Raw genomic sequence first — 19,656 nt, 5'->3', positions numbered from 1 at the left:
TACTGTAAATGCAAGGGCAACGAGGTGACCGATGGATGCTGTTTTTACCATGAGGCCAAGTGCACCATACAGGAAAGCAAGGATTACGATTGCTACTTTACCTGCAATAACACGCTCACGCTCTGTAATGTTTTTACGCATAAACGTCGCGTACAGATCATGTGCAAGAGCTCCAGAACTTGCAATAAACAGACCCGAGAGGTTAGAGAAGATTGCAGCAAAAGCACCGGCAATTACGAGACCAAGCAACCATTCGCCACCGAGAGCTTGTGCCGTAGATGGAATAACCATGTTATTACCACCTGCTACGAGATCCTTCATAACTTCAGGGCTTGCAGAACCACTAAGGAAAACAGCGCGTCCGACAGCACCAAGGTAAACTGCAAAGAAAAAGAATACGCTTGCAATACCGATTGCCATCAAGGCTGATTTCCGAGCTGCTTTTGCACTTGGGTTTGTATAGAAGCGAAGCAGGATGTGAGGCAGACCGATCGTACCAAGTGACAGACCGATTGTCATGGAAATTGTTTGCCAGAATGTAGGGAAATAATGACCTGTTCCGGTCCAGGAAGCACCGTCAAAAGCTACATCTTTTCCGTCCTTTGCAAATTGGGCAGTACCTGCAATAGATCCATGGAACTCATTAATCGCTGCAAGAATTCTATCGTAATGAAGACCGCCATAGACAGCAGCAGCTGCCATTAATACAAAGGCACCAAGACGAATCCAAAGCTCAAGAGCCTGGTTAATTGTCGTACCTTTCATACCGCCAATACCTACGTAGAAAACCATAACTGTACACGTAAAAATAATACCGAATTCATAGGTTGTGCCGAAAAACATGCTTAAAATTTGAGCAGCACCGAGAAGCTGCGGAGCTGCATAAAATCCGGAAATCGCAAGAACAACGGCTACTGCAGCCAGACGAGCGCGTTTACTGTGAAAGCGATATGCTAGGAAGTCAGCGACTGTGTAAGCTCCAAAACGGCGAAGCGGTCCAGCAACAAAAATCGCAAGCAACGTTAGACCGATAGAGAAACAAAACGCATAGTAAGCGCCATCATATCCAAGCTGGAACGTCAGACCTGCGATACCGAGAAACGTTGCGGCGCTCAGATAATCACCACCAATGGCTGAACCATTGGTGAACCAGCCGAAGCTTCGGCCACCTACAAAGTAATCGGAAGCAGTAGAGCTTTTCTTTGTTAAATACGTAATATAAACAATCGTACCCATCAAAAGGATGGTTAAGATCATTTTAGGTTCGAGTAGTGTTTGGAGCATTAGCCAATATTCCTCCCTTCAGAATGAGTGGATGGAGTACCTGTGCTTCCTTGATATTTGTGTAAGCGCTTTTCATAAAGAGAAGTATGAACATAAGCAATAATGAATGCCATTGCCATGGCGACAATGCCGGTAACAAACCAGGTATATGTCATGCCACCCCACATACGAGAGAACATGAAGCCGCTTGCATGCCAGTTCAAAATGGGAATCATAAAAATAAAAACATAATAAAAGATCGTTAATTTGGAACCAGTGGACATCTCATCTCTCATGATACGTGTAGTTTCCTTGTCGAGTGGCTCTAGTTGACTGACATCAACCGTGCCTGCAGCAACATATTCATACTCAGTAAACTCAGCTGCCATAAGGTTTTCTCCTCCTTTGTTTATTTCTATTATCTGAATGTGCCGCGTATTTGACTCCCTCCTTAGTTGTGCGGCAGATAAAATAGTTAGTATTGATTGTAATGGATTCATCACGCAGATACCTTACAAAAAAGTGTCTAAAATATACAAAAATTTGTCCTATTCAGAAAAATATAGTATAGTTTTACATAGGAAACTGTCGAATTTCATTAAAGAAAGAGGAGAGGGAGACTTGTATATCATTCAGCTGCTTATGCAGGATACGGAAGAGAAAGAGAAGATTAGCACCTGGATGCGAGAGGGATTCGACACATGTTGCCAAGTAGAAGAAATTACAGAGCTTCCAGTAGAAAGCTTTCATATTTTATTGATCGAAATCCATACTTTGTTTGACTGGGTAAAAGTAAACCGGGTTCGCAAAAGAAATCCAAAATGCCGGATCATCCCGATTTTATCACCTGCGATTCTCGCAACATCTCCAATAGCAATGGAAATGAAGCTGCCTTCTTTGTTTATAAAACCATTAAAAAAGAGTCTGCTTTATCGCACACTTAAACGAAATTTGAAAGCGTTATCAGAGGAACTAGAGAGTCCGGTAAACTACCAGGATATTTATGAGCAGGTTTCTCATCAGAGCGAGCGGGATGTTAGACCATTTCAGGAAGCTTTTTTACGACGATTGCTACGTGATGAAGTACGGACGGAATCTGAATTGATTCAGGCACGTTCTTTTTTTCCGGGAGAAGCGATCCCAAATGTCGTTTGCTTTATTCAAGGATTTGTCCGATTTCCAGAACATGAACGTCCAGAAGGCTGGAATGCAGGCAGGGAGATTCGTCAGTATGTACAGAAGCATCTCGGTCCACTTGTTCCACATCTGTTTTTTTTGTCTTACCGTAAACACATGCTTCTCTTGTTACGTATCCCAGAGGCATACCCATCTCTTCGCTGCTGGGAGGCAGGACAGTCTGCATTGCTTTCTACAATTGCGGAGCTGGAGGAAGAGCAAAATATACACCTGTATATAGGAGTTGGGGAGATCTACCGTGAACCATTAGCTTTATTTCACTCCTATCGGGAAGCACGAAAAGCAAGGAGAACCCCTCCGTATGAGCGTCTCTCTTTACGGTATCATGACCAGATCGCAGATGATAAGCTAATCCAGCAGTGTAGTCGGTATATTATTGAACACTATACAGAGGATTTAACCGTGACCTGTGTGGCAGGACAGGTGAATTTAAGCCCGGCCTATTTCAGTCGCTTGTTCAAGAAAGAAACGGGCCGGAGTTTTGTGGAGTATGTTACATTTGTCCGCCTGCAGCGTGCGATCTGGCTTTTACGACACACGAATAAGACCATTGAACAAATTGCCGAAGAGCTTGGTTTTAACACGCCGAACTACTTTAGTGCTATTTTTAAAAAATATGCAGGGTTAGCTCCGAGTGAATACCGAGGCACCATTGAAATTATTTTTGTATAACAATCCGCTCCGGGTGAGTATATACATTTAGCGAACTGCCGCGAATAAAGCCAACTGCCGTAATGCCAAGTTCTTCGGCAAGTTCAAGGGCTAGGCGGGTCGGCGCGGATTTGGACAGAACGACTTCACAGCCGATTTTGGCCACTTTAAGCAGCACTTCTGAAGAGATGCGTCCACTGAATGCAATGACTTTATCGTGTAAAGAAATATCATGTTGGAGGCAGTAGCCGTAGATTTTGTCGAGTGCATTATGGCGACCGATATCCATGCGATCAACCAAAATGCCCGTTTTATCGCACAGCGCTGCATTATGAACGCCGCCTGTATTTCGGAAGACAACAGAGTTGTCCTGCATAGCTGCAATCAGGCGAGAGCAATCTGCCGGGGTAAGCAGAACATTTTTTTCAGTCATAACTTTGGCTGTACGAGCATCATTGTAAAAATAAAAATGCTGACGACTTTTCCCGCAGCATGAAGTAATATAGCGCTTGGAATACAGACGTTGATTTAGCTTATGCTTAGCGTGAGTCTCTACATGGACAAATCCTTCTTCCTCCTGGACCGTAATGATTTTGATGTCAGCAAAGGATCGGATGACTCCTTCAGATGCTAGAAAGCCGATTACGAGATCTTCAATGTATTCAGGTGTGCATACAACGGTTGCAAACTCTTCTTCATCGAGAAAAATTGTTACAGGAAATTCATTTACGACTTCATCTGTGCGCTCTGTCCATTCATCATTTTCATAATGCCAGACAGTGCGAGTGTGAGTGATAGGATGAATCATGCTAAACAAAACCACCTTTCTTTCTTGTTTTATTGTAGTTTGTGAAGAAAGAAAGTCAAAAGAATTTTTTATACCCTTCTCTTGCATTGTAAGCGAGAACATGCAATTCTAGATGAGCAGAATACGCAGCAAGGAAGGTGGAGCACAATGAGTACTGCCCGTATTGCACACGAGTTTAGTAATATTGTCCGTGAAATTCGTAAAACACATGTTGGCAAGGGACCGACTCATATTATTACTAGATTTACTGGACCGTGGGCAATTTGTGAAATGAAAGGGAACCTTACAAGCGTTGAGAAGTTTATGAGTCGGACAGAAGAAGGCAGACGGATGATTCATGAGACCCGAACTGAATTTATTAAAAAAATTTATGAGGATTTGTCAGTGGGGCGTCCGTTAGAAGAGCTTGTAAACGCCAAGCTGGTCACACTTTTTGTAGATTTTCGTTATGAAATGGATACCGCTATGACAGTTTTTGTTTTTGATAGACCATTAGTGCTAGACATGTGACGAATTTGTTACTATAATGTTAAATGGATTTAGATATGAAGTTTCGTTCATCATAGTTTGATAGGGATATAATTATAAGTTGCGAATTGATTGCGGTAATCGTATTCTATTCGTTTCTTGTTATTGTAACCATTAACTGATATATGGCGGATTGGTATATGACAGTACTTATGTAAGTGCTGACGACTATTCCACCATGAAACAACGTATAAGCCTGAGAACTGTTAAAGTCTCAGGTAGTTGTTTCATGGTGGATTTTTTATTGTGTTCCGGTAAATGAACATGAAGAAATTGGGGGAGGAAGTATGGAGACGAAGACACCTGTGTCGCTTGCGATTAACGGCAAAAGTTACGAAGCCAGTACCGACCAGAACTTGGTTGATGTGATCAAAGAGAACGGCATTGAAATTCCACACATCTGCTATCATCAGAATCTCGGTACGATTCAAACGTGCGATACGTGTATGGTGGAAGTAAACGGACAGCTTGTACGTTCCTGTGCGACAAAAGTGCAGCCAGGTATGAAGATTGAAACACAGTCCTTATCAGCAAAAGCAGCACAAACAGAGGCAATGGATCGCATTCTGGAAAATCACCTGCTTTATTGTACCGTTTGTGATAACAACAATGGCGATTGCCGCATCCATAACACAGTAGAAATGATGGGCATTGAACACCAATCGTATCCATTTAGCCCAAAACCGTATGAAGTTGACATGTCGCATCCGTTTTACCGCTATGACCCGACACAATGTATTTTGTGCGGACAGTGTGTAGAAGCATGCCAGAATGTACAGGTTAACGAGACGCTTTCGATTAACTGGGAGCTCGATCGCCCGCGTGTAATCTGGGATAACGATGTGAATATTAATGAATCTTCATGTGTTTCCTGTGGTCACTGTGTAAACGTATGTCCATGTAACGCCTTGATGGAGAAATCAATGCTTGGTGAGGCTGGTACGATGACAAAGCTGAAACCAGAGCTGATGGCTCCAATGATCGAGCTGGTAAAAGAAGTAGAGCCGGGCTACAGTGGGATTCTCGCAGTATCTGATCTGGAAGCGACCATTCGCAGCACACGGACGAAAAAGACGAAGACAGTTTGTACGTTCTGTGGCGTAGGCTGTACGTTTGAAGTGTGGACCAAAGGGCGTAAGATCCTCAAGGTTCAACCAACGCCGGATTCTCCGGTTAACGGCATCTCGACATGCGTAAAAGGGAAATTCGGTTGGGACTTCGTGAATAGTGAAGACCGTCTGACCAAGCCACTCATTCGTAAAGGAGATACCTTTGTTGAGGCCACATGGGAAGAAGCATATGCCCTGATCGCAAGCAAGATGCTGGAAATTAAAAACCGTGATGGTGCCGATGCGCTCGGATTTATTTCCTCTTCTAAATGTACGAATGAAGAGAACTATTTGATGCAAAAACTTGCGCGTTCTATTGGTGGTACGAATAACGTGGACAACTGCTCACGCTACTGTCAGTCTCCAGCGACAACAGGTTTGTTCCGTACGGTCGGTTATGGCGGTGACGCAGGTTCTATCCACGACATGGCAGGTGCAGGTCTCGGCATTATCGTTGGGGCAAATCCAGCAGAAGCGCACCCGGTTATCGCAACACGTATCAAACGTGCCCACAAGAAAGGGAAACAAAAGTTAATTGTTGCAGACCTGCGTAAAAACGAAATGGCGGAGCGCTCAGATTTGTTCCTCCGTACTAATCCAGGTACCGATCATGTATGGCTGTCTGCGGTAACGAAATACATCATTGATCAGGGCTGGCATGATGTTGCGTTCCTAAACGAGAAAGTAAATGGTTTTGCCGACTATGCGAAATCACTTGAAAAATACACACTAGAGTACGCGGAAAAAGTAACGGGTCTCTCGAAAGAGCAGTTGATCCAGACGGCCGCCATGATTCATGAAGCAGATGGCACGGCAATTTTCTGGGCTATGGGTGTGACTCAGCACTGTGGAGCTAGTGAAACGAGTACCGCAATCAGCAACCTATTGCTTGTAACGGGTAACTTTGCCCGTCCAAATGCAGGGGCGTTCCCGCTGCGTGGACATAACAACGTACAGGGAGCATGTGACTTCGGTACACTGCCGAATTTCTTCCCAGGCTATGAGCTTGTGACAGATGATGCTGTTCGTGCTCGTTACGAGCAGTCATGGGGTGTAACCCTTCCGGCTGAGAAGGGGATGGATAACCCAGCCATGATTGAAGCGATCCATGAAGGTCACTTAAAAGCGATGTACATCATGGGCGAGGAAATGGCATGGGTGGATGCGAATGCGAACTACATCCATGCAGCACTTGAGAAACTTGAATTCCTCGTTGTGCAGGATATTTTCCTGACCAAAACGGCTCAATTCGCAGATGTGATCCTGCCAGCGAGTCCAAGTCTTGAAAAGGAAGGAACTTTCACCAATACAGAACGTCGTATTCAACGCTTGTATCAGGTACTTGAGCCACTGAAAGGTAGTCGTCCTGACTGGGTGATTCTCACTGAGGTAGCGAATGCGATGGGGGCAAACTGGCAGTATAACAACCCGGGTGAAATCATGGCGGAAGCGGCGAGTCTCGCACCACTATTCGCAGGTGTGAACTACGAGCGTCTGGAAGGTTTTAAGAGTCTGCTCTGGCCGGTTCAGGCGGATGGAACCGATACGCCGATTTTGTACTTGGAGAAGTTCCCATTCCCGGATGGCAAAGCACGTCTGTTCCCAACTGACTGGGTTCCACCAGTGGAATTGCCAAGCGAATTCGACTTGCTTGTTAATAACGGTCGTCTGCTGGAGCATTTCCATGAAGGCAACATGACGAACAAATCTGGCGGCATCAATCATAAAGTTCCTGACACATTCGTCGAGGTTTCGCCAGAGTTGGCAAAAGAGCGTGGTGTAAAAGATGGGTCACTTGTTCGACTTGAATCGCTATATGGAGCCGTTAAACTGCGTGTTCTTGTCACAGACCGTGTACGTGGAAAAGAGCTGTACGTGCCAATGAATTCAACAAGAGAGGATTCGGCTGTCAACCTGTTAACAGGAAATCATCATGACCTGGTGACCCATACACCTGCTTATAAAGAAACAAAGGTTAAAATGCAGGTGCTAAGTGTAGAAGGTGACAGTCCATTACCGCGCATCAATTCTCGCTATGGCAATCGTAATCCACAGACCGGTGTTGAAGTCGAGCGCAAATGGAGCCGTGCGGACTACAAGCCGCTGGAAACAGCTGGCCGGGAGGAAAATTAAATGGCAAAGCCAATTCAAGACGTAACCCGTCATGAACCGACAGAAGCAGAACTACAGGCACAGGCGCTGGGTGAATTGCTTAGCGTTGTCGCGAAGCACGGTGATGCGATTAAGGATTTGTTAAAGATTGTAGAACTGCTGCATGAGATGGGTGCGATGGAAGTGATCGGTGGGCTAATTCAATCACGTGAAAAGGTGATGGAAATCGGAGTTTCTCAACTGTCTAAGCCAACCATGACGCGTGGGATTAACAACGTGATGAGTGCAGTCGGTATGGTGGGAGAGTTAGAGCCGGAAATGATACGTAAGGTTGTATCCGGTGTCGTAAATGGCATTGACCGTTCCAATGAAGAACTCCAGTCCAATCAGAAGATGGGGATGTTCGATTTGATTAAAGTTCTCCGTGATCCGAATGCAAACCGTGCCCTTACGATGGCAGTCGGTTTCTTAAAAGGACTCGGTGAGAAGTTGTAATACTGGCTATGATAGAGAAGGAAGAGGCAAAGGGGAGTTAGTTAGGATGGCGTTTCATTCACCACAACAAATTGCAAAAAATGCCGTAGAAGTCGGCGTAAAAAAAGCAAACACGTCTATATCAACGATGCTTATGTTAGGATTTTTGGCAGGTGCGTTCATCGCACTTGGATTTTTGCTCGATATTCGAACAATCGGCAATCTACCGAAAGAATGGGGAAGCTTTAGTTCGTTTCTTGGAGGGGCTGTGTTCCCCGTTGGTCTTATGTTTGTCATTATTGCAGGTGGGGACTTGCTGACAGGCAATATGGCAACGTTGCCGATTGCGTATTTGTCCCGCCGTATAACGCTGTCACAAGTGGCACGTAACTGGTTTTGGATTACGGTAGCAAACTTTTTGGGAGCAATCTTTGTAGCGTTTTTCTTTGGACACGTAGTTGGTTTGACAGAGACAGGGGCATTCTTGGCGAAGACGACGGCGATTGCACACGCTAAGTTGAACGATTCGTTCCTGCAAGCATTTATCTCGGGGATCGGATGTAACTGGCTGGTCTGCTTAGGTGTATGGCTTGCATTTGCATCGGATGACATTGCAGGCAAAATTCTCGGCATCTGGTTCCCGGTTATGGCGTTCGTTACAATTGGCTTTCAGCACGTTGTGGCGAATATGTTCGTGATTCCGGCCGCTATTTTTGCTGGTAAAGTTACCTGGATGGAATATCTGCCGAATTTCATTTCTGTTTTTCTTGGGAATGCAGTCGGAGGTGCGTTGTTTATCGCGACCGCCTATTGGTTCGCCTTTTTGCGCGAAGAATCGTTAACTGATTCAAAGCAAAAAAGCAAAGCTGCATAATAAATATAGAAAAAGCCATTTCGGTCTAGTGTCGAAATGGCTTTTTTTTGGTAATACCTCTAAAGATATATGCAAAAACGAATAGATTATTTGAAAATTCATAAAAAGTAATAAAAAAATTTCCGAAAATACAGTAGTCTTAATATTTCTAATGATGGCACACTTCTTGCTTGATATTAAGACTATAAAAATATTTATTTTTTCCTGTGAGGAGGAGTGATCGATGCAAAAATCAGCAACGCTGAAACGATCATTAGGATTGTGGCCGATTGTCATGTTGGGGGTTGGGTATATGACCCCGATGGTTGTGTTTGATACTTTTGGAATCGCTTCCAAAGAAGCGGATGGTCATGTTCCGATGGCGTACATCATCGCGTTAGTAGCCATGTTGTTTACAGCTTTTAGTTACGGAAAAATGGTTCGGGCGTTTCCGAGTGCAGGGTCTGCTTATACCTATACGCAGAAAACGATCAGTCCGCATCTCGGCTTTCTTGTAGGATGGTCCTCGCTATTGGATTATCTACTGCTTCCGATGGTAAATGCATTACTTACACAAATTTACCTTTCTGCGCTGTTCCCGGAAGTGCCCGCGTGGATATGGGTTGTTGGTTTTGTAGCACTTGTTACGATTATTAATGCAGTTGGGGTTAACTCGACAGCCAATTTTAATACGTTTTTTGTTTTGTATCAAATTCTTGTCGTAGTTATTTTTGTGATTCTTGCCGTCAAGCAACTAATCGGTGGATTTGGATACGGAGAAGTATTGCCGATGGGGCCGCTGTACACGTCTGATATGCATATGTCGACGTTAATTGCAGGGGCGACTGTACTTTGTTTCTCGTTTCTTGGATTTGATGCGGTTACAACATATTCGGAGGAGACTCCGAATCCGACGAAAACCATTCCGCGGGCCATCTTTTTGACGGCGCTGATTGGTGGATTAGTTTTTATCGTCAGCTCGTATTTTACACAGGCATTGTTCCCGGACATTTCTCGCTTTAAGAATCCAGATGCGACTTCGCCAGAGATTGCGCTGTATGCAGGCGGCAAATTGTTTCAGATGTTTTTCCTGGCGGGTGCACTTGCCGGAACGATCGCATCAGGATTGGCGTCTCATGCGAGTGTATCGCGCTTATTATATGTAATGGGACGGGATAACATCCTGCCGCGAAAACTGTTTGGGTATGTTCACCCGCGTACACATACGCCGCTGTTCAATGTCATTCTCGTTGGCTTTATTTCTGTGACAGCTGTATTTTTCACCTTAGAAATTGCATCTGCGTTTATTAGCTTTGGTGCCTTGATTGCCTTTACCTTTGTAAACCTGTCTGTCATCGCGCATTATGCTTTGAAGAAGAAGGAGCACAAAACGGTGTCCGGCTTTCTGTCTTATGTTTTACTACCGTTAATTGGTGCAGCGTTTGTTGCAGTGCTCTGGTACAATCTTGAAGAAAGCTCATTTACTATGGGGCTAATCTGGTTTGGAATTGGGCTTGTCTATCTAATGTATGTAACAAAACTATTCCGTGTTCGTCCGATGGATATTCATTTCGAAGAGGCGGACGAAGAATCAGCCGTTATTGAAGGCGAGCCGGTAGTGGAGAATGGGGCGCTTGCCAAGTAGAAGAATCATGGACAAATGAATAAAGTGAAAAAATGCAGCCTGCTATTGGCTGCATTTTTTATGCGGATATGCATTGAGTATTCTGTTTCGCATAAAAATATCGCTGTATTTGTACCATTCTAGCAAGATAAAAGGTAGGAATTTTATTAAAAATAGTACAGAATAGCAGTATGGTTACATTTTTGTTTAAATATTTTAAATCTTTAATATTGGCATTACATTTGCATAGTTAAAAAACATATTAATTTTGACTCGAAATCAATAGAAGTTTGCCCCTACAGCGAGAAGGAGGAATGATCAATGGAAAAATCGGCAGGCTTAAAGCGCTCCTTAGGATTATGGTCGATCGTCATGCTTGGAGTAGGATATATGACTCCGATGGTTGTATTTGATACTTTTGGAATCGTTTCCAATGAAACGAACGGACATGTTCCGGTTGCGTACGTAATGGCTTTAGCCGCCATGCTGTTTACAGCTTTTAGTTATGGAAAGATGGTTCGAGCTTTTCCGAGCGCGGGCTCGGCTTATACGTATACACAAAAAACGATGAATAAGCATCTGGGATTTATGGTTGGTTGGGCGGCTTTGCTTGATTACATGCTGCTTCCGATGGTGAATGCACTATTATCCCAGATTTATTTGACGGCATTGTTCCCAGCGGTACCGAGTTGGATATGGATTGCGGCGTTTGCTGGGCTTGTTACGATCGTGAATATGATAGGGATGAGTTCGACAGCGCGGTTTAATAATTTTCTTGTTGTGTACCAGATTCTTACCATTGTGATTTTTATTGGGCTGGCGATTTGGAAGCTGTCGGAAGGAATGGGGTACGGGAGTACATTCAGTTTGGGGCCGATCTATAAACCGGACATGCAGATATCTGCGCTCATTGCAGGGGCCACGGTGCTTTGTTTCTCTTTCCTTGGATTTGATGCCGTGACCACCTATGCGGAGGAAACTGCGGACCCGGTCAAAACGATTCCGCGTGCGATCTTTTTGACTGCATTAATCGGTGGTTTGATTTTTACAGCTAGTTCGTATTTTGCTCAGGCTGTATTCCCAAGCGTATCGAATTTTAAGCATCCTGATGCTACGTCACCGGAGATTGCACTTTATGTAGGTGGGCAGTTATTTCAATTATTTTTCCTCGCGGGTGCGCTTGCGGGAACCATTGCATCTGGACTGGCCTCTCATGCAAGTGTATCGCGGTTGTTATATGTAATGGGGCGGGATGGTGTATTGCCGAAAAAACTTTTTGGATATGTACATCCAGTTTTGCGTACACCGGTTTTTAATGTATTACTTGTCGGTCTTGTTACGATGACCGCGATGTTTTTTGACCTGATGACTGCGACTTCTTTTATTAGTTTTGGTGCGCTGATTGCCTTTACGTTTGTGAATCTCTCTGTTATTGCTCATTATAGTGTAGGGCAGAAGCTGTGCCGTACAGCAAAAGGATTCTTCTCTTATATGCTGGCTCCGCTTCTTGGTGCGGCGACGATTGCAGTTCTGTGGTGGAACCTGGAGAGAAATTCTTTCATGTTAGGTTTGGGCTGGGCAGTGGTTGGATTTGCGTATCTTGTCTATAGCACGAAGTTCTTTACGCGGACTCCTGGTGAGATTCATTTTGAAGAAGCGGATGATCATCATGTGCCGACTGAGCTTTCTAAAGATGAAATTGTTGCATGAGTTTATAAATGATAACGTATAGCATGGGTATTTTGTCGCTTTCTTATTTAGAAAGCGATTTTTTTATCATACGGGTTGCAATTTTACGGTTTTATATTTATAATTATTACAAATAAATAAATACTATAAAAGAGAGGGGAAATAACTATGAGTAAAACACTTGAAAACAGCCAAACATTAGCTAACCTGAAAGCGGCATTCGCTGGAGAATCCCAGGCAAACCGTCGTTACCTGTACTTCGCAAAGCAGGCAGATACAGAAGGTCATTCAGATGTAGCGAATGCATTCCGCCGCATTGGTGATGGCGAGACAGCACATGCGCATGGTCACTTCGACATGCTCATTCGTTTTGGTGCAGGCGACCCAGTAACAGATCTGCCAGTTGGCACAACAGCGAACAACCTGAAATCTGCGATTGCAGGGGAAGAATATGAATTCTCCGAGATGTACCCTGGCTTTGCAAAAGAAGCGCGTGAAGAAGGATACGATGAGATTGCAGAATGGTTCGAAGTAATGGCGAAGTCTGAGAAGGCACACGCGAACACATTCAAGAAAATTCTTTCCAGCCTGAACGAAGAGTAATACGGGCATAGTATGTAGTAGAAGCCGGGACGGGCTGTCGACCTTATGCGTCCCGGCTTTCTTTCATTTTTATTAGGGAGGAAATCGGATGAAAAAGATTGCCAAGAACGAATTACTTCCGTACAAAGAGTACGTGCAAGTGCAGGAGAAATTCCTCCAGCGTGTCATTCAAGAGAAAAAAGTGCGCCGGATGAAGCTGAATGACCGGATGTCTGGTTTGTTTGAGACACGTCTGACCGTCTGGTATCAAATTCAGGAGATGATTCGCGCCGAGCAAATCGAGCGGGAGGAATACATTCAAGAAATGCTCGATGTTTACAATGACTTAATTCCAGATGATCATGAACTGAGTATGACATTGTTCATTGAGATTCCGAATCAGCAAGAGCTGCGTGCGTTTAACAAAACGGTAGTGGGGATTGAGGATCGCATAGAACTGCATTTTGCCGGGGAAACAGTGACGTCTTATGAACCGGACGATGAAGGAGAAGAAGACGAAGCTTACACGCAATCGGTGCATTACATTCGTTTCCCATTCACACCGGAGCAGCTTCAGGCATTTTTGGCACATGATGGTGACGTTATCGTGGCCGTTCATCATGAGAACTATCAATCGGAAGCGGTATTGTCTAAAGAACTGACAGCATCCTTACAAAAACAGCTGGCATAAGTTATGATGCCAGCTGTTTTTTTGTAGTTAGATAAGCCCACCGCTCTGTCGGATAAACTGATGCACGGAATAATAGTGATCGTTGTCTACTGTTGCAATAAGTAGAATATCTCGCCCTGCAGGTTCTGTATGCTCACCTGCATAAGCGGTCAGACTAGGTCCGGAAGCAGCGATTCGTTCAACTCGGATTTCGACCACGCCTGGCATCACTACGAGAGCATCCCGAACGTGGAACGCCTGGGCGATCGTATTGAAATAGGCTAGAATGTATTGTTCTTTCATGTTCATTCTTTCCTTTCATATAAGCTGACCTTATGCAGAGCCAAGAGGCTAGCAGTATAAGATTAAGAGCTATTAGGAGCATGACAATTGTCTGTGGACGAGATGTAAAGGTGACCACTATGAGAAATAGCATAGTTCCGCCAAGACGTCCCGTACTAAAAGCGAACTCACGCATCACAATGTATTCGGCCCGCTGATGGACTTTTTTCATATTTTCACCGATTACATCGAACGCTGTCGAGATGAGCGGTCCAGCAAAAAATGGGTAAAAAAACGATGTGATAATGCCAAGCCACAATAGGGAACTATACCGCAGGCTGAATAATGAGGGAAGAAAGGCAACAGATAGCATAAGGGCCCCTACTAGCATAAAAATAGATCGGCGCTCAGGACGAATCCATTTTCCTATTGCATAATAAGCAACAAGTGAAATAGCAGATGTAAGTAATGCATACGTTCCGATGGCCATCTCGTTTTTGGCAACAATAAACACAAGTAATGCAATTGTGAATATCGTTACTCCTTCTCGCATACCCCAGAATATGTAGGCAAATACAATCTGCCGCCAGCGGGACGGCATAATCGTTTCTTGCCAGACTGATCGCATGCTAAATATTCCTTCACATGCACGAGCTTTAATAAAAACACTAGCTACTATAGCGGCAAGAAAAATAGCAAGTGATAGGGAGAAGATAAGTATATAGCCGGATGCTTGCCTTGTGAGAAGCCAGCCAGCAAGAAATGGAGCAAAGCCTGCAGCGGCGGAAATCAGGAATCCATTAGCGCCATTGTATACGTCTCGGTTATTCGGTTCCGTTATTTCAAAGTACATCAGAGAATAACCAAACCAGTAGAAGCCAGCCCCCGTTCCGAGCAATAGTCCAAGGGGGATAATATATGCAGCCACCATTGTTTTCAGGAGAAGTACGGTTGTATAAAAACAAGCCATCACCGCCATGCCGAGCCGAATATTCAGTACTCGGTCCCATCGCTTGGTAAGATGTCCCCCCAGCCAGAAAGCAATCGGGATGGCCAGAAACGTACATAGGTTGAATAGACCGATCATCTTGAAGTCATGTTTTTCCTTCCATAGATGCACATTTACAAACGTATTGGAGAGCCCAATTCCACTGATATAAAGTGTATTGAGCAGGAGCAGAAGTTTGGCCTGTCCATCCAGCCGCCCTGTCTGTTTCATGTAAAATCCCCTTTATCTAGTAATTTTGATCAGCATTTTTTAGTGTTCCCCTATGAGTACGGGATCATGCACGTTTGTTCGTTCATAAAGCTGGCATGATTGTTGCTTCTCTTTACGAAGTACAAACAACGTAAAGGTGGGAATATATGATGGAAAAAGCATCTGCTTCAAATGTGCAAGTTAGCTCAGGAGAATTGGAAGCGTTTCAATCTGTCTTAAAAAAAGCTGTGGAATTATTGCATTACCCGGAGATTGTGTATGAATTTCTTAAAGAGCCGATGCGGGTACTCGAAGTAAACATCCCAGTCAAAATGGACGATGGCACGACCAAAATTTTTAAAGGATACCGTGCCCAGCATAACGACGCACTTGGACCAACAAAAGGTGGAATTCGCTTTCATCCAGATGTAAATCGTGATGAGGTGAGTGCGCTATCTGGATGGATGAGCTTGAAGAGCGGCATTACCGATCTTCCATATGGGGGCGGTAAAGGTGGAGTAATCTGTGACCCACGCCAGATGAGCATGCGTGAACTCGAGCAGCTAAGTCGTGGATATGTACGTGCGGTCAGTCAGATTGTGGGCCCGTCAAAAGATATTCCGGCACCCGATATGTATACGAACGCTCAGGTCATGGCCTGGATGCTAGATGAATACGACCATATTCGCGAATTTGATTCACCAGGCTTCATCACGGGCAAACCGCTTGTGCTAGGGGGATCTCGTGGTCGAGAAACAGCTACATCACGCGGCTTGTTCTATATCCTGCAATTCCTCGCTGAACAGAATAAGATGGAGCTTGCCGGCATGCGTGTTATTATTCAGGGATTTGGAAATGTAGGAAGTTATCTCGCACAATATTTGTACGAGAGTGGGGCAAAAGTGGTTGGAATCGCAGACGTTCTTGGTGGAGTGTACAATCCGGATGGGCTGGATATTCCTGATCTGATGCAGCGTCGAGATTCATTTGGTGCGGTTACCCATCTGTTTACGAATACAATGTCTAATAAGGAACTGCTTGAACAGGAATGCGATGTATTAATTCCAGCAGCACTCGGTGGACAGATTACCGAAGAGAATGTACATGAGCTTTCATGCCGCTTCATTGTAGAAGCTGCTAATGGTCCGACAACAGCAGAAGCGGATAAAATTCTGCAAGCACGTGGCATTACAGTTGTCCCGGATGTATTGGCAAATGCAGGTGGTGTCGTTGTATCTTATTTTGAATGGGTGCAGAATAATCAAGGGTTTTATTGGGATGAAGAATTGGTTGATACCCGCTTAAAAGATAAGATGGCAGCCAGCTTCGATAAGGTGTATAAAATGGCCCAAACGTATGAGGTTGATATGCGCACGGCTGCATACATGGTAGCGGTTCGTCGGCTTGCTGAGGCATCGCGACTGCGCGGCTGGATTGACTAATCGACACAATATTACATTTTGAATAGGATTATTCATATTTGCATAGAAAAAACGAAATATTTAAAAGTGATAAAAAGCTAAGTGGGTAGAAAAAGCGCGAAATATCACAGATCATCACAAATACGATGTGTTTGGCATCACACTTGCATAATAAATGTGCAAAGCTGAATAAGCATCATGAACTTGTGCAAGGGAGATGAAAACATGGCAGACGTTTTGCAGATGTACATCAATGGAGAGTGGGTTAACGCAGCAAGTGGAGAAACTCGCGAAGTACTCAATCCGGCAACGGGTGAAGTGATCGCAGTAGTAACAGAAGGAAATGAAGAGGATACTCGCCGTGCGATTGCAGCAGCAAAATATGCATTCTACGAAGGTGGTTGGTGGGACACACCAGCAAGCGAACGGGCCCGTCTCCTGTTTGAAATTGCGAATAAGCTGGAAGCACGTGCAGCAGAATTTGCGGCACTTGAAACAGACGATAATGGTAAGCCACTACGTGAAGCAGAATTCGATGTGGCAGATGCCGTTGCATGCTTCCGCTATTATGCAGGGCTGGCTACAAAGCCGCACGGTCAGACATATGAAGTGGCTGATCCGATGCAGGCCATGGTCGTTCGGGAACCGATCGGGGTGTGCGGCCAAATCATTCCGTGGAACTATCCGCTTCTAATGTCAGCTTGGAAGCTTGCTCCAGCACTTGCAGCTGGTAACGCGGTTGTATTTAAGCCATCAGAAGTGACACCGCTTACTGCGATTCGCCTGTTTAGCATCATTGATGAAGTAGGTGTTCCTGCTGGGGTTGCGAATCTCGTACTTGGTGCAGGCCCGACAGTTGGTCAGGAGATCGCGTCCAACCATGATGTAGATAAAGTAGCATTTACGGGCGGTACGGCAACGGGTCGCACCATTATGAAAGCGGCAACAGGTAACCTGAAGAAAATCTCACTTGAACTTGGTGGTAAATCTCCAAATATCGTATTCGCAGATGCTGATTTTGACACAGCAGTCGATTATGCATTGTTTGCAATTTTTGCGAATCAGGGTCAGGTATGCTCAGCCGGTTCTCGCCTTCTATTAGAAGAAAGCATTCATGACAGATTTGTGGAAGCGCTTGTAGAACGTGCGAAGAAAATTAAGGTGGGACCTGGTCAAGCAGAAGGCACAGAGATGGGGCCGCTCGTATCGAAAGTCCACATGGAAAAAGTGCTTGGCTACATCGAAATTGGCAAACAGGAAGGCGCAACGCTTGCATGTGGTGGGGAGCGTCTGACAGACGGAGAACTGGCAAACGGTAACTTCGTAGCGCCGACAATTTTCACTAATACAACACCAGATATGCGGATTGTAAAAGAAGAGATTTTCGGACCGGTCCTTGTTGTCCAGACGTTCAAGGATGAAGCGGACGCGATCAAGCTCGCAAATGACACGGTATACGGTCTTGCAGGCGGTGTATTCACAAGTGATGGCGCGAAAGCACAGCGCGTCATTCGCAAGCTGCGTGCCGGTATTACATGGATTAACAGCTACCACCCGACATATAATGAAGCGCCATGGGGTGGCTACAAGCAAAGTGGTATTGGACGTGAGCTTGGAACATTTGGCTTTGAAGAATATACCGAAGTGAAGCAAATCAACATCAACCTGAACGTAGAGCCGATCGGTTGGTTTGAAAACTAATACAAATCAAAATCAAAATCAAAATATAAAACATGGAGGCAATTATGCAAAATTATAACGAAGTACTCAAATATACGGAACAAGTTCTCGACATTATTGAAAAGACAGAAGTAACAAAAGAAGAAGCGGCGTGGATTGCTAAGGAAACTGTAGACGGATTCCGTGAAAATGTAAATCCGGGTTTCTTAGAATACCGTAAGTCTGTAACAAAAGACGGCCAGTTTGCATCTGTAGAATGGAAAGACTCTGGTCGCAACTGTTTCGTAGACGTACACGGCAAAGAATACATTGACTGCCTAGGTGGCTTCGGTATTTACAACGTAGGTCACAGTCATCCAAAAGTAATCAAAGCGGTAACGGATCAGATGGCAAAGCAGCCGCTTCACAGCCAGGACTTACTCGACCCACTTCGTGCAATGCTTGCTAAAACACTCGGCATGCTCACACCGGGCGACCTGAAATACTGTTTCTTCGGTAACTCCGGTACAGAAGCGGTAGAAGCAGCGCTTAAAATGGCAAAAATCTATCACAGTGAGGAAGGTCGCAGCACATTCATTGCGACAACACGCGCGTTCCATGGTAAAAGCTTAGGCGCTCTGTCTGGTACAGCTAAAGGTGTATTCCGTAAACCGTTCATGCCGCTCGTAAACGGCTTCCGTCATGTTGCATTCGGTGACATCGAGATGATGCGCAAAACGATGGCGGCTTGCCATATGGTAGGGGAAGATGTAGCAGCTGTACTGCTTGAGCCAATTCAGGGCGAAGGTGGCGTTATTATCCCGCCGGACGACTACTTGAAGCAAGTTCGTGAACTGTGCGATGAGTACGGCGCACTTCTGATCTTTGACGAAGTACAAACAGGGATGGGACGTACTGGTAAAATGTTCTGCGCGGATCATTATGGCGTTGTACCAGATATTATTACACTGGCAAAAGCGTTCGGTGGTGGTGTTATGCCGGCGAGTGCGACAGTAGCAAGTGAGAAAGTATTCGAGCATCTGTTTGACAATCCATTCCTGCATACGACTACATTCGGCGGCAACCCGCTCGCATGTGCAGCTGCACTTGCAACGATTAACGTGCTCATCGAAGAGAACTTACCGCAACGTGCAGCTGAAATGGGCGACTATCTCATTACAGGTCTGCGTGATGCGATGAAAGGTCACGAAGATAAAGTGCTCGAAATTCGTGGGAAAGGTCTCTTGATCGGTATCGAGTTCGTTAGTGACGAGATCGGTTACGAAGTCGCAAAAGGCTTCTTTGACAATGGCGTTCTGACAGCAGGTACATTGATCAATGCGAAAACTGTCCGCATCGAGCCGCCGCTTACGATCGAAAAAGAGCAGTGCGATAAAGTATGTGAGACATTTGCGAAAGTATTAAAAGAAGTGAACAAGGAAGCTGTTGTACAGGGCTAGTTTCCAATAGAAAAAAAGGCAGGAGAGGGGGGTTGATGGCTCTCCTGCCTTTTTAATTTGTGTATAATGGAAGAAA

At 44.9% G+C, this 19,656-nt stretch carries 17 protein-coding genes (1 of these 17 only partly in view); 12 read left to right on the top strand and 5 right to left on the bottom strand.

What is annotated here, in order from left to right; genetic code table 11:
* Both PO771_RS17790 and PO771_RS17785 read right to left on the bottom strand, forming a co-directional pair.
* Window positions 1-1,284, bottom strand: the 5' portion of a protein-coding gene (locus PO771_RS17790; protein WP_272560975.1) for a sodium/solute symporter. It extends 285 nt beyond the left edge of the window; only the first 1,284 of its 1,569 coding nucleotides appear in the window; it begins with the start codon at window positions 1,282-1,284; its stop codon lies beyond the left edge, outside the window.
* On the bottom strand, window positions 1,284-1,652 hold the full coding sequence (locus PO771_RS17785) for a hypothetical protein (RefSeq protein ID WP_272560974.1): 369 nt from the start codon (window positions 1,650-1,652) through the stop codon (window positions 1,284-1,286). Before PO771_RS17785 ends, PO771_RS17790 begins: the two co-directional genes overlap by 1 nt.
* A gap of 232 nt (window positions 1,653-1,884) precedes the next feature.
* Here PO771_RS17785 and PO771_RS17780 point away from each other — a divergent pair, with 232 nt between their 5' ends.
* Window positions 1,885-3,132: a helix-turn-helix transcriptional regulator gene (locus tag PO771_RS17780; protein ID WP_272560973.1), complete on the top strand. Its 1,248-nt coding sequence runs from the start codon at window positions 1,885-1,887 to the stop codon at window positions 3,130-3,132.
* Here the strand turns inward: PO771_RS17780 and fdhD are convergent.
* Window positions 3,119-3,916 carry a formate dehydrogenase accessory sulfurtransferase FdhD gene (fdhD, locus tag PO771_RS17775; RefSeq protein ID WP_336297961.1) on the bottom strand — a complete coding sequence of 266 codons (798 nt, stop codon included), beginning with the start codon at window positions 3,914-3,916 and terminating at the stop codon, window positions 3,119-3,121. The genes PO771_RS17780 and fdhD overlap by 14 nt on opposite strands.
* 150 nt (window positions 3,917-4,066) lie before the next feature.
* Here fdhD and PO771_RS17770 point away from each other — a divergent pair, with 150 nt between their 5' ends.
* The 8 genes from PO771_RS17770 (at window position 4,067) to PO771_RS17735 (ending at window position 13,581) form a co-directional block, all read left to right on the top strand.
* Window positions 4,067-4,429 carry a Na-translocating system protein MpsC family protein gene (locus tag PO771_RS17770; protein ID WP_272560970.1) on the top strand — a complete coding sequence of 121 codons (363 nt, stop codon included), beginning with the start codon at window positions 4,067-4,069 and terminating at the stop codon, window positions 4,427-4,429.
* Between the two features lie 305 nt (window positions 4,430-4,734).
* On the top strand, window positions 4,735-7,689 hold the full coding sequence (gene fdhF, locus PO771_RS17765) for a formate dehydrogenase subunit alpha (protein ID WP_272560969.1): 2,955 nt from the start codon (window positions 4,735-4,737) through the stop codon (window positions 7,687-7,689).
* Window positions 7,690-8,163, top strand: coding sequence for a helical membrane plugin domain-containing protein (locus PO771_RS17760; RefSeq protein WP_272560968.1), 474 nt, complete (start codon window positions 7,690-7,692; stop codon window positions 8,161-8,163).
* A 46-nt stretch (window positions 8,164-8,209) separates the two neighbouring features.
* A complete protein-coding gene (locus tag PO771_RS17755) occupies window positions 8,210-9,016 on the top strand; it encodes a formate/nitrite transporter family protein (RefSeq protein WP_272560967.1) in 807 nt (268 codons plus the stop codon).
* Between the two features lie 223 nt (window positions 9,017-9,239).
* Window positions 9,240-10,640 (top strand): APC family permease, encoded by a 1,401-nt coding sequence (locus PO771_RS17750; RefSeq protein ID WP_272560966.1) that lies wholly within the window; start codon window positions 9,240-9,242, stop codon window positions 10,638-10,640.
* A 300-nt stretch (window positions 10,641-10,940) separates the two neighbouring features.
* Window positions 10,941-12,329, top strand: coding sequence for an APC family permease (locus PO771_RS17745; protein ID WP_272560965.1), 1,389 nt, complete (start codon window positions 10,941-10,943; stop codon window positions 12,327-12,329).
* A 147-nt stretch (window positions 12,330-12,476) separates the two neighbouring features.
* A complete protein-coding gene (locus PO771_RS17740) occupies window positions 12,477-12,911 on the top strand; it encodes a rubrerythrin family protein (protein ID WP_096463080.1) in 435 nt (144 codons plus the stop codon).
* Between the two features lie 88 nt (window positions 12,912-12,999).
* Window positions 13,000-13,581: a DUF3501 family protein gene (locus PO771_RS17735; RefSeq protein ID WP_272560963.1), complete on the top strand. Its 582-nt coding sequence runs from the start codon at window positions 13,000-13,002 to the stop codon at window positions 13,579-13,581.
* 27 nt (window positions 13,582-13,608) lie between these two features.
* Here PO771_RS17735 and PO771_RS17730 read toward each other — a convergent pair whose 3' ends face one another.
* Both PO771_RS17730 and PO771_RS17725 read right to left on the bottom strand, forming a co-directional pair.
* Window positions 13,609-13,791 (bottom strand): hypothetical protein, encoded by a 183-nt coding sequence (locus tag PO771_RS17730; protein WP_272560962.1) that lies wholly within the window; start codon window positions 13,789-13,791, stop codon window positions 13,609-13,611.
* Window positions 13,760-15,061, bottom strand: coding sequence for an MFS transporter (locus PO771_RS17725; RefSeq protein ID WP_272560961.1), 1,302 nt, complete (start codon window positions 15,059-15,061; stop codon window positions 13,760-13,762). The genes PO771_RS17730 and PO771_RS17725 overlap by 32 nt, the downstream gene beginning before the upstream one ends.
* Before the next feature lie 149 nt (window positions 15,062-15,210).
* Here PO771_RS17725 and PO771_RS17720 point away from each other — a divergent pair, with 149 nt between their 5' ends.
* From PO771_RS17720 to PO771_RS17710, 3 genes are all read left to right on the top strand, one after another.
* Entirely contained in the window at window positions 15,211-16,482 is a 1,272-nt protein-coding gene (locus PO771_RS17720) for a Glu/Leu/Phe/Val family dehydrogenase (RefSeq protein WP_272563206.1), read from the top strand.
* A 204-nt stretch (window positions 16,483-16,686) separates the two neighbouring features.
* Entirely contained in the window at window positions 16,687-18,162 is a 1,476-nt protein-coding gene (locus PO771_RS17715; protein ID WP_272560960.1) for an aldehyde dehydrogenase family protein, read from the top strand.
* A gap of 32 nt (window positions 18,163-18,194) precedes the next feature.
* Window positions 18,195-19,580, top strand: coding sequence for a putrescine aminotransferase (locus PO771_RS17710; RefSeq protein ID WP_422664965.1), 1,386 nt, complete (start codon window positions 18,195-18,197; stop codon window positions 19,578-19,580).
* Window positions 19,581-19,656: the final 76 nt, after the last annotated feature.

The organism is Aneurinibacillus uraniidurans, assembly GCF_028471905.1.
In the GTDB taxonomy this organism is placed as follows: domain Bacteria; phylum Bacillota; class Bacilli; order Aneurinibacillales; family Aneurinibacillaceae; genus Aneurinibacillus; species Aneurinibacillus uraniidurans.
The sequence above is the reverse complement of the archived record's forward strand: the minus strand, read 5'-3'. Positions and strand labels throughout refer to the sequence as shown.

What these genes read in the sequence shown, in the direction of transcription:
- PO771_RS17785 (WP_272560974.1), bottom strand. Translation starts at nt 1,652, where the DNA reads ATGGCAGCTGAGTTTACTGAGTATGAATATGTTGCTGCAGGCACGGTT.
- PO771_RS17770 (WP_272560970.1), top strand. Translation starts at nt 4,067, where the DNA reads ATGAGTACTGCCCGTATTGCACACGAGTTTAGTAATATTGTCCGTGAA.
- fdhF (WP_272560969.1), top strand. Translation starts at nt 4,735, where the DNA reads ATGGAGACGAAGACACCTGTGTCGCTTGCGATTAACGGCAAAAGTTAC.
- PO771_RS17760 (WP_272560968.1), top strand. Translation starts at nt 7,690, where the DNA reads ATGGCAAAGCCAATTCAAGACGTAACCCGTCATGAACCGACAGAAGCA.
- PO771_RS17755 (WP_272560967.1), top strand. Translation starts at nt 8,210, where the DNA reads ATGGCGTTTCATTCACCACAACAAATTGCAAAAAATGCCGTAGAAGTC.
- PO771_RS17750 (WP_272560966.1), top strand. Translation starts at nt 9,240, where the DNA reads ATGCAAAAATCAGCAACGCTGAAACGATCATTAGGATTGTGGCCGATT.
- PO771_RS17745 (WP_272560965.1), top strand. Translation starts at nt 10,941, where the DNA reads ATGGAAAAATCGGCAGGCTTAAAGCGCTCCTTAGGATTATGGTCGATC.
- PO771_RS17740 (WP_096463080.1), top strand. Translation starts at nt 12,477, where the DNA reads ATGAGTAAAACACTTGAAAACAGCCAAACATTAGCTAACCTGAAAGCG.
- PO771_RS17735 (WP_272560963.1), top strand. Translation starts at nt 13,000, where the DNA reads ATGAAAAAGATTGCCAAGAACGAATTACTTCCGTACAAAGAGTACGTG.
- PO771_RS17725 (WP_272560961.1), bottom strand. Translation starts at nt 15,061, where the DNA reads ATGAAACAGACAGGGCGGCTGGATGGACAGGCCAAACTTCTGCTCCTG.
- PO771_RS17720 (WP_272563206.1), top strand. Translation starts at nt 15,211, where the DNA reads ATGGAAAAAGCATCTGCTTCAAATGTGCAAGTTAGCTCAGGAGAATTG.
- PO771_RS17715 (WP_272560960.1), top strand. Translation starts at nt 16,687, where the DNA reads ATGGCAGACGTTTTGCAGATGTACATCAATGGAGAGTGGGTTAACGCA.
- PO771_RS17710 (WP_422664965.1), top strand. Translation starts at nt 18,195, where the DNA reads ATGGAGGCAATTATGCAAAATTATAACGAAGTACTCAAATATACGGAA.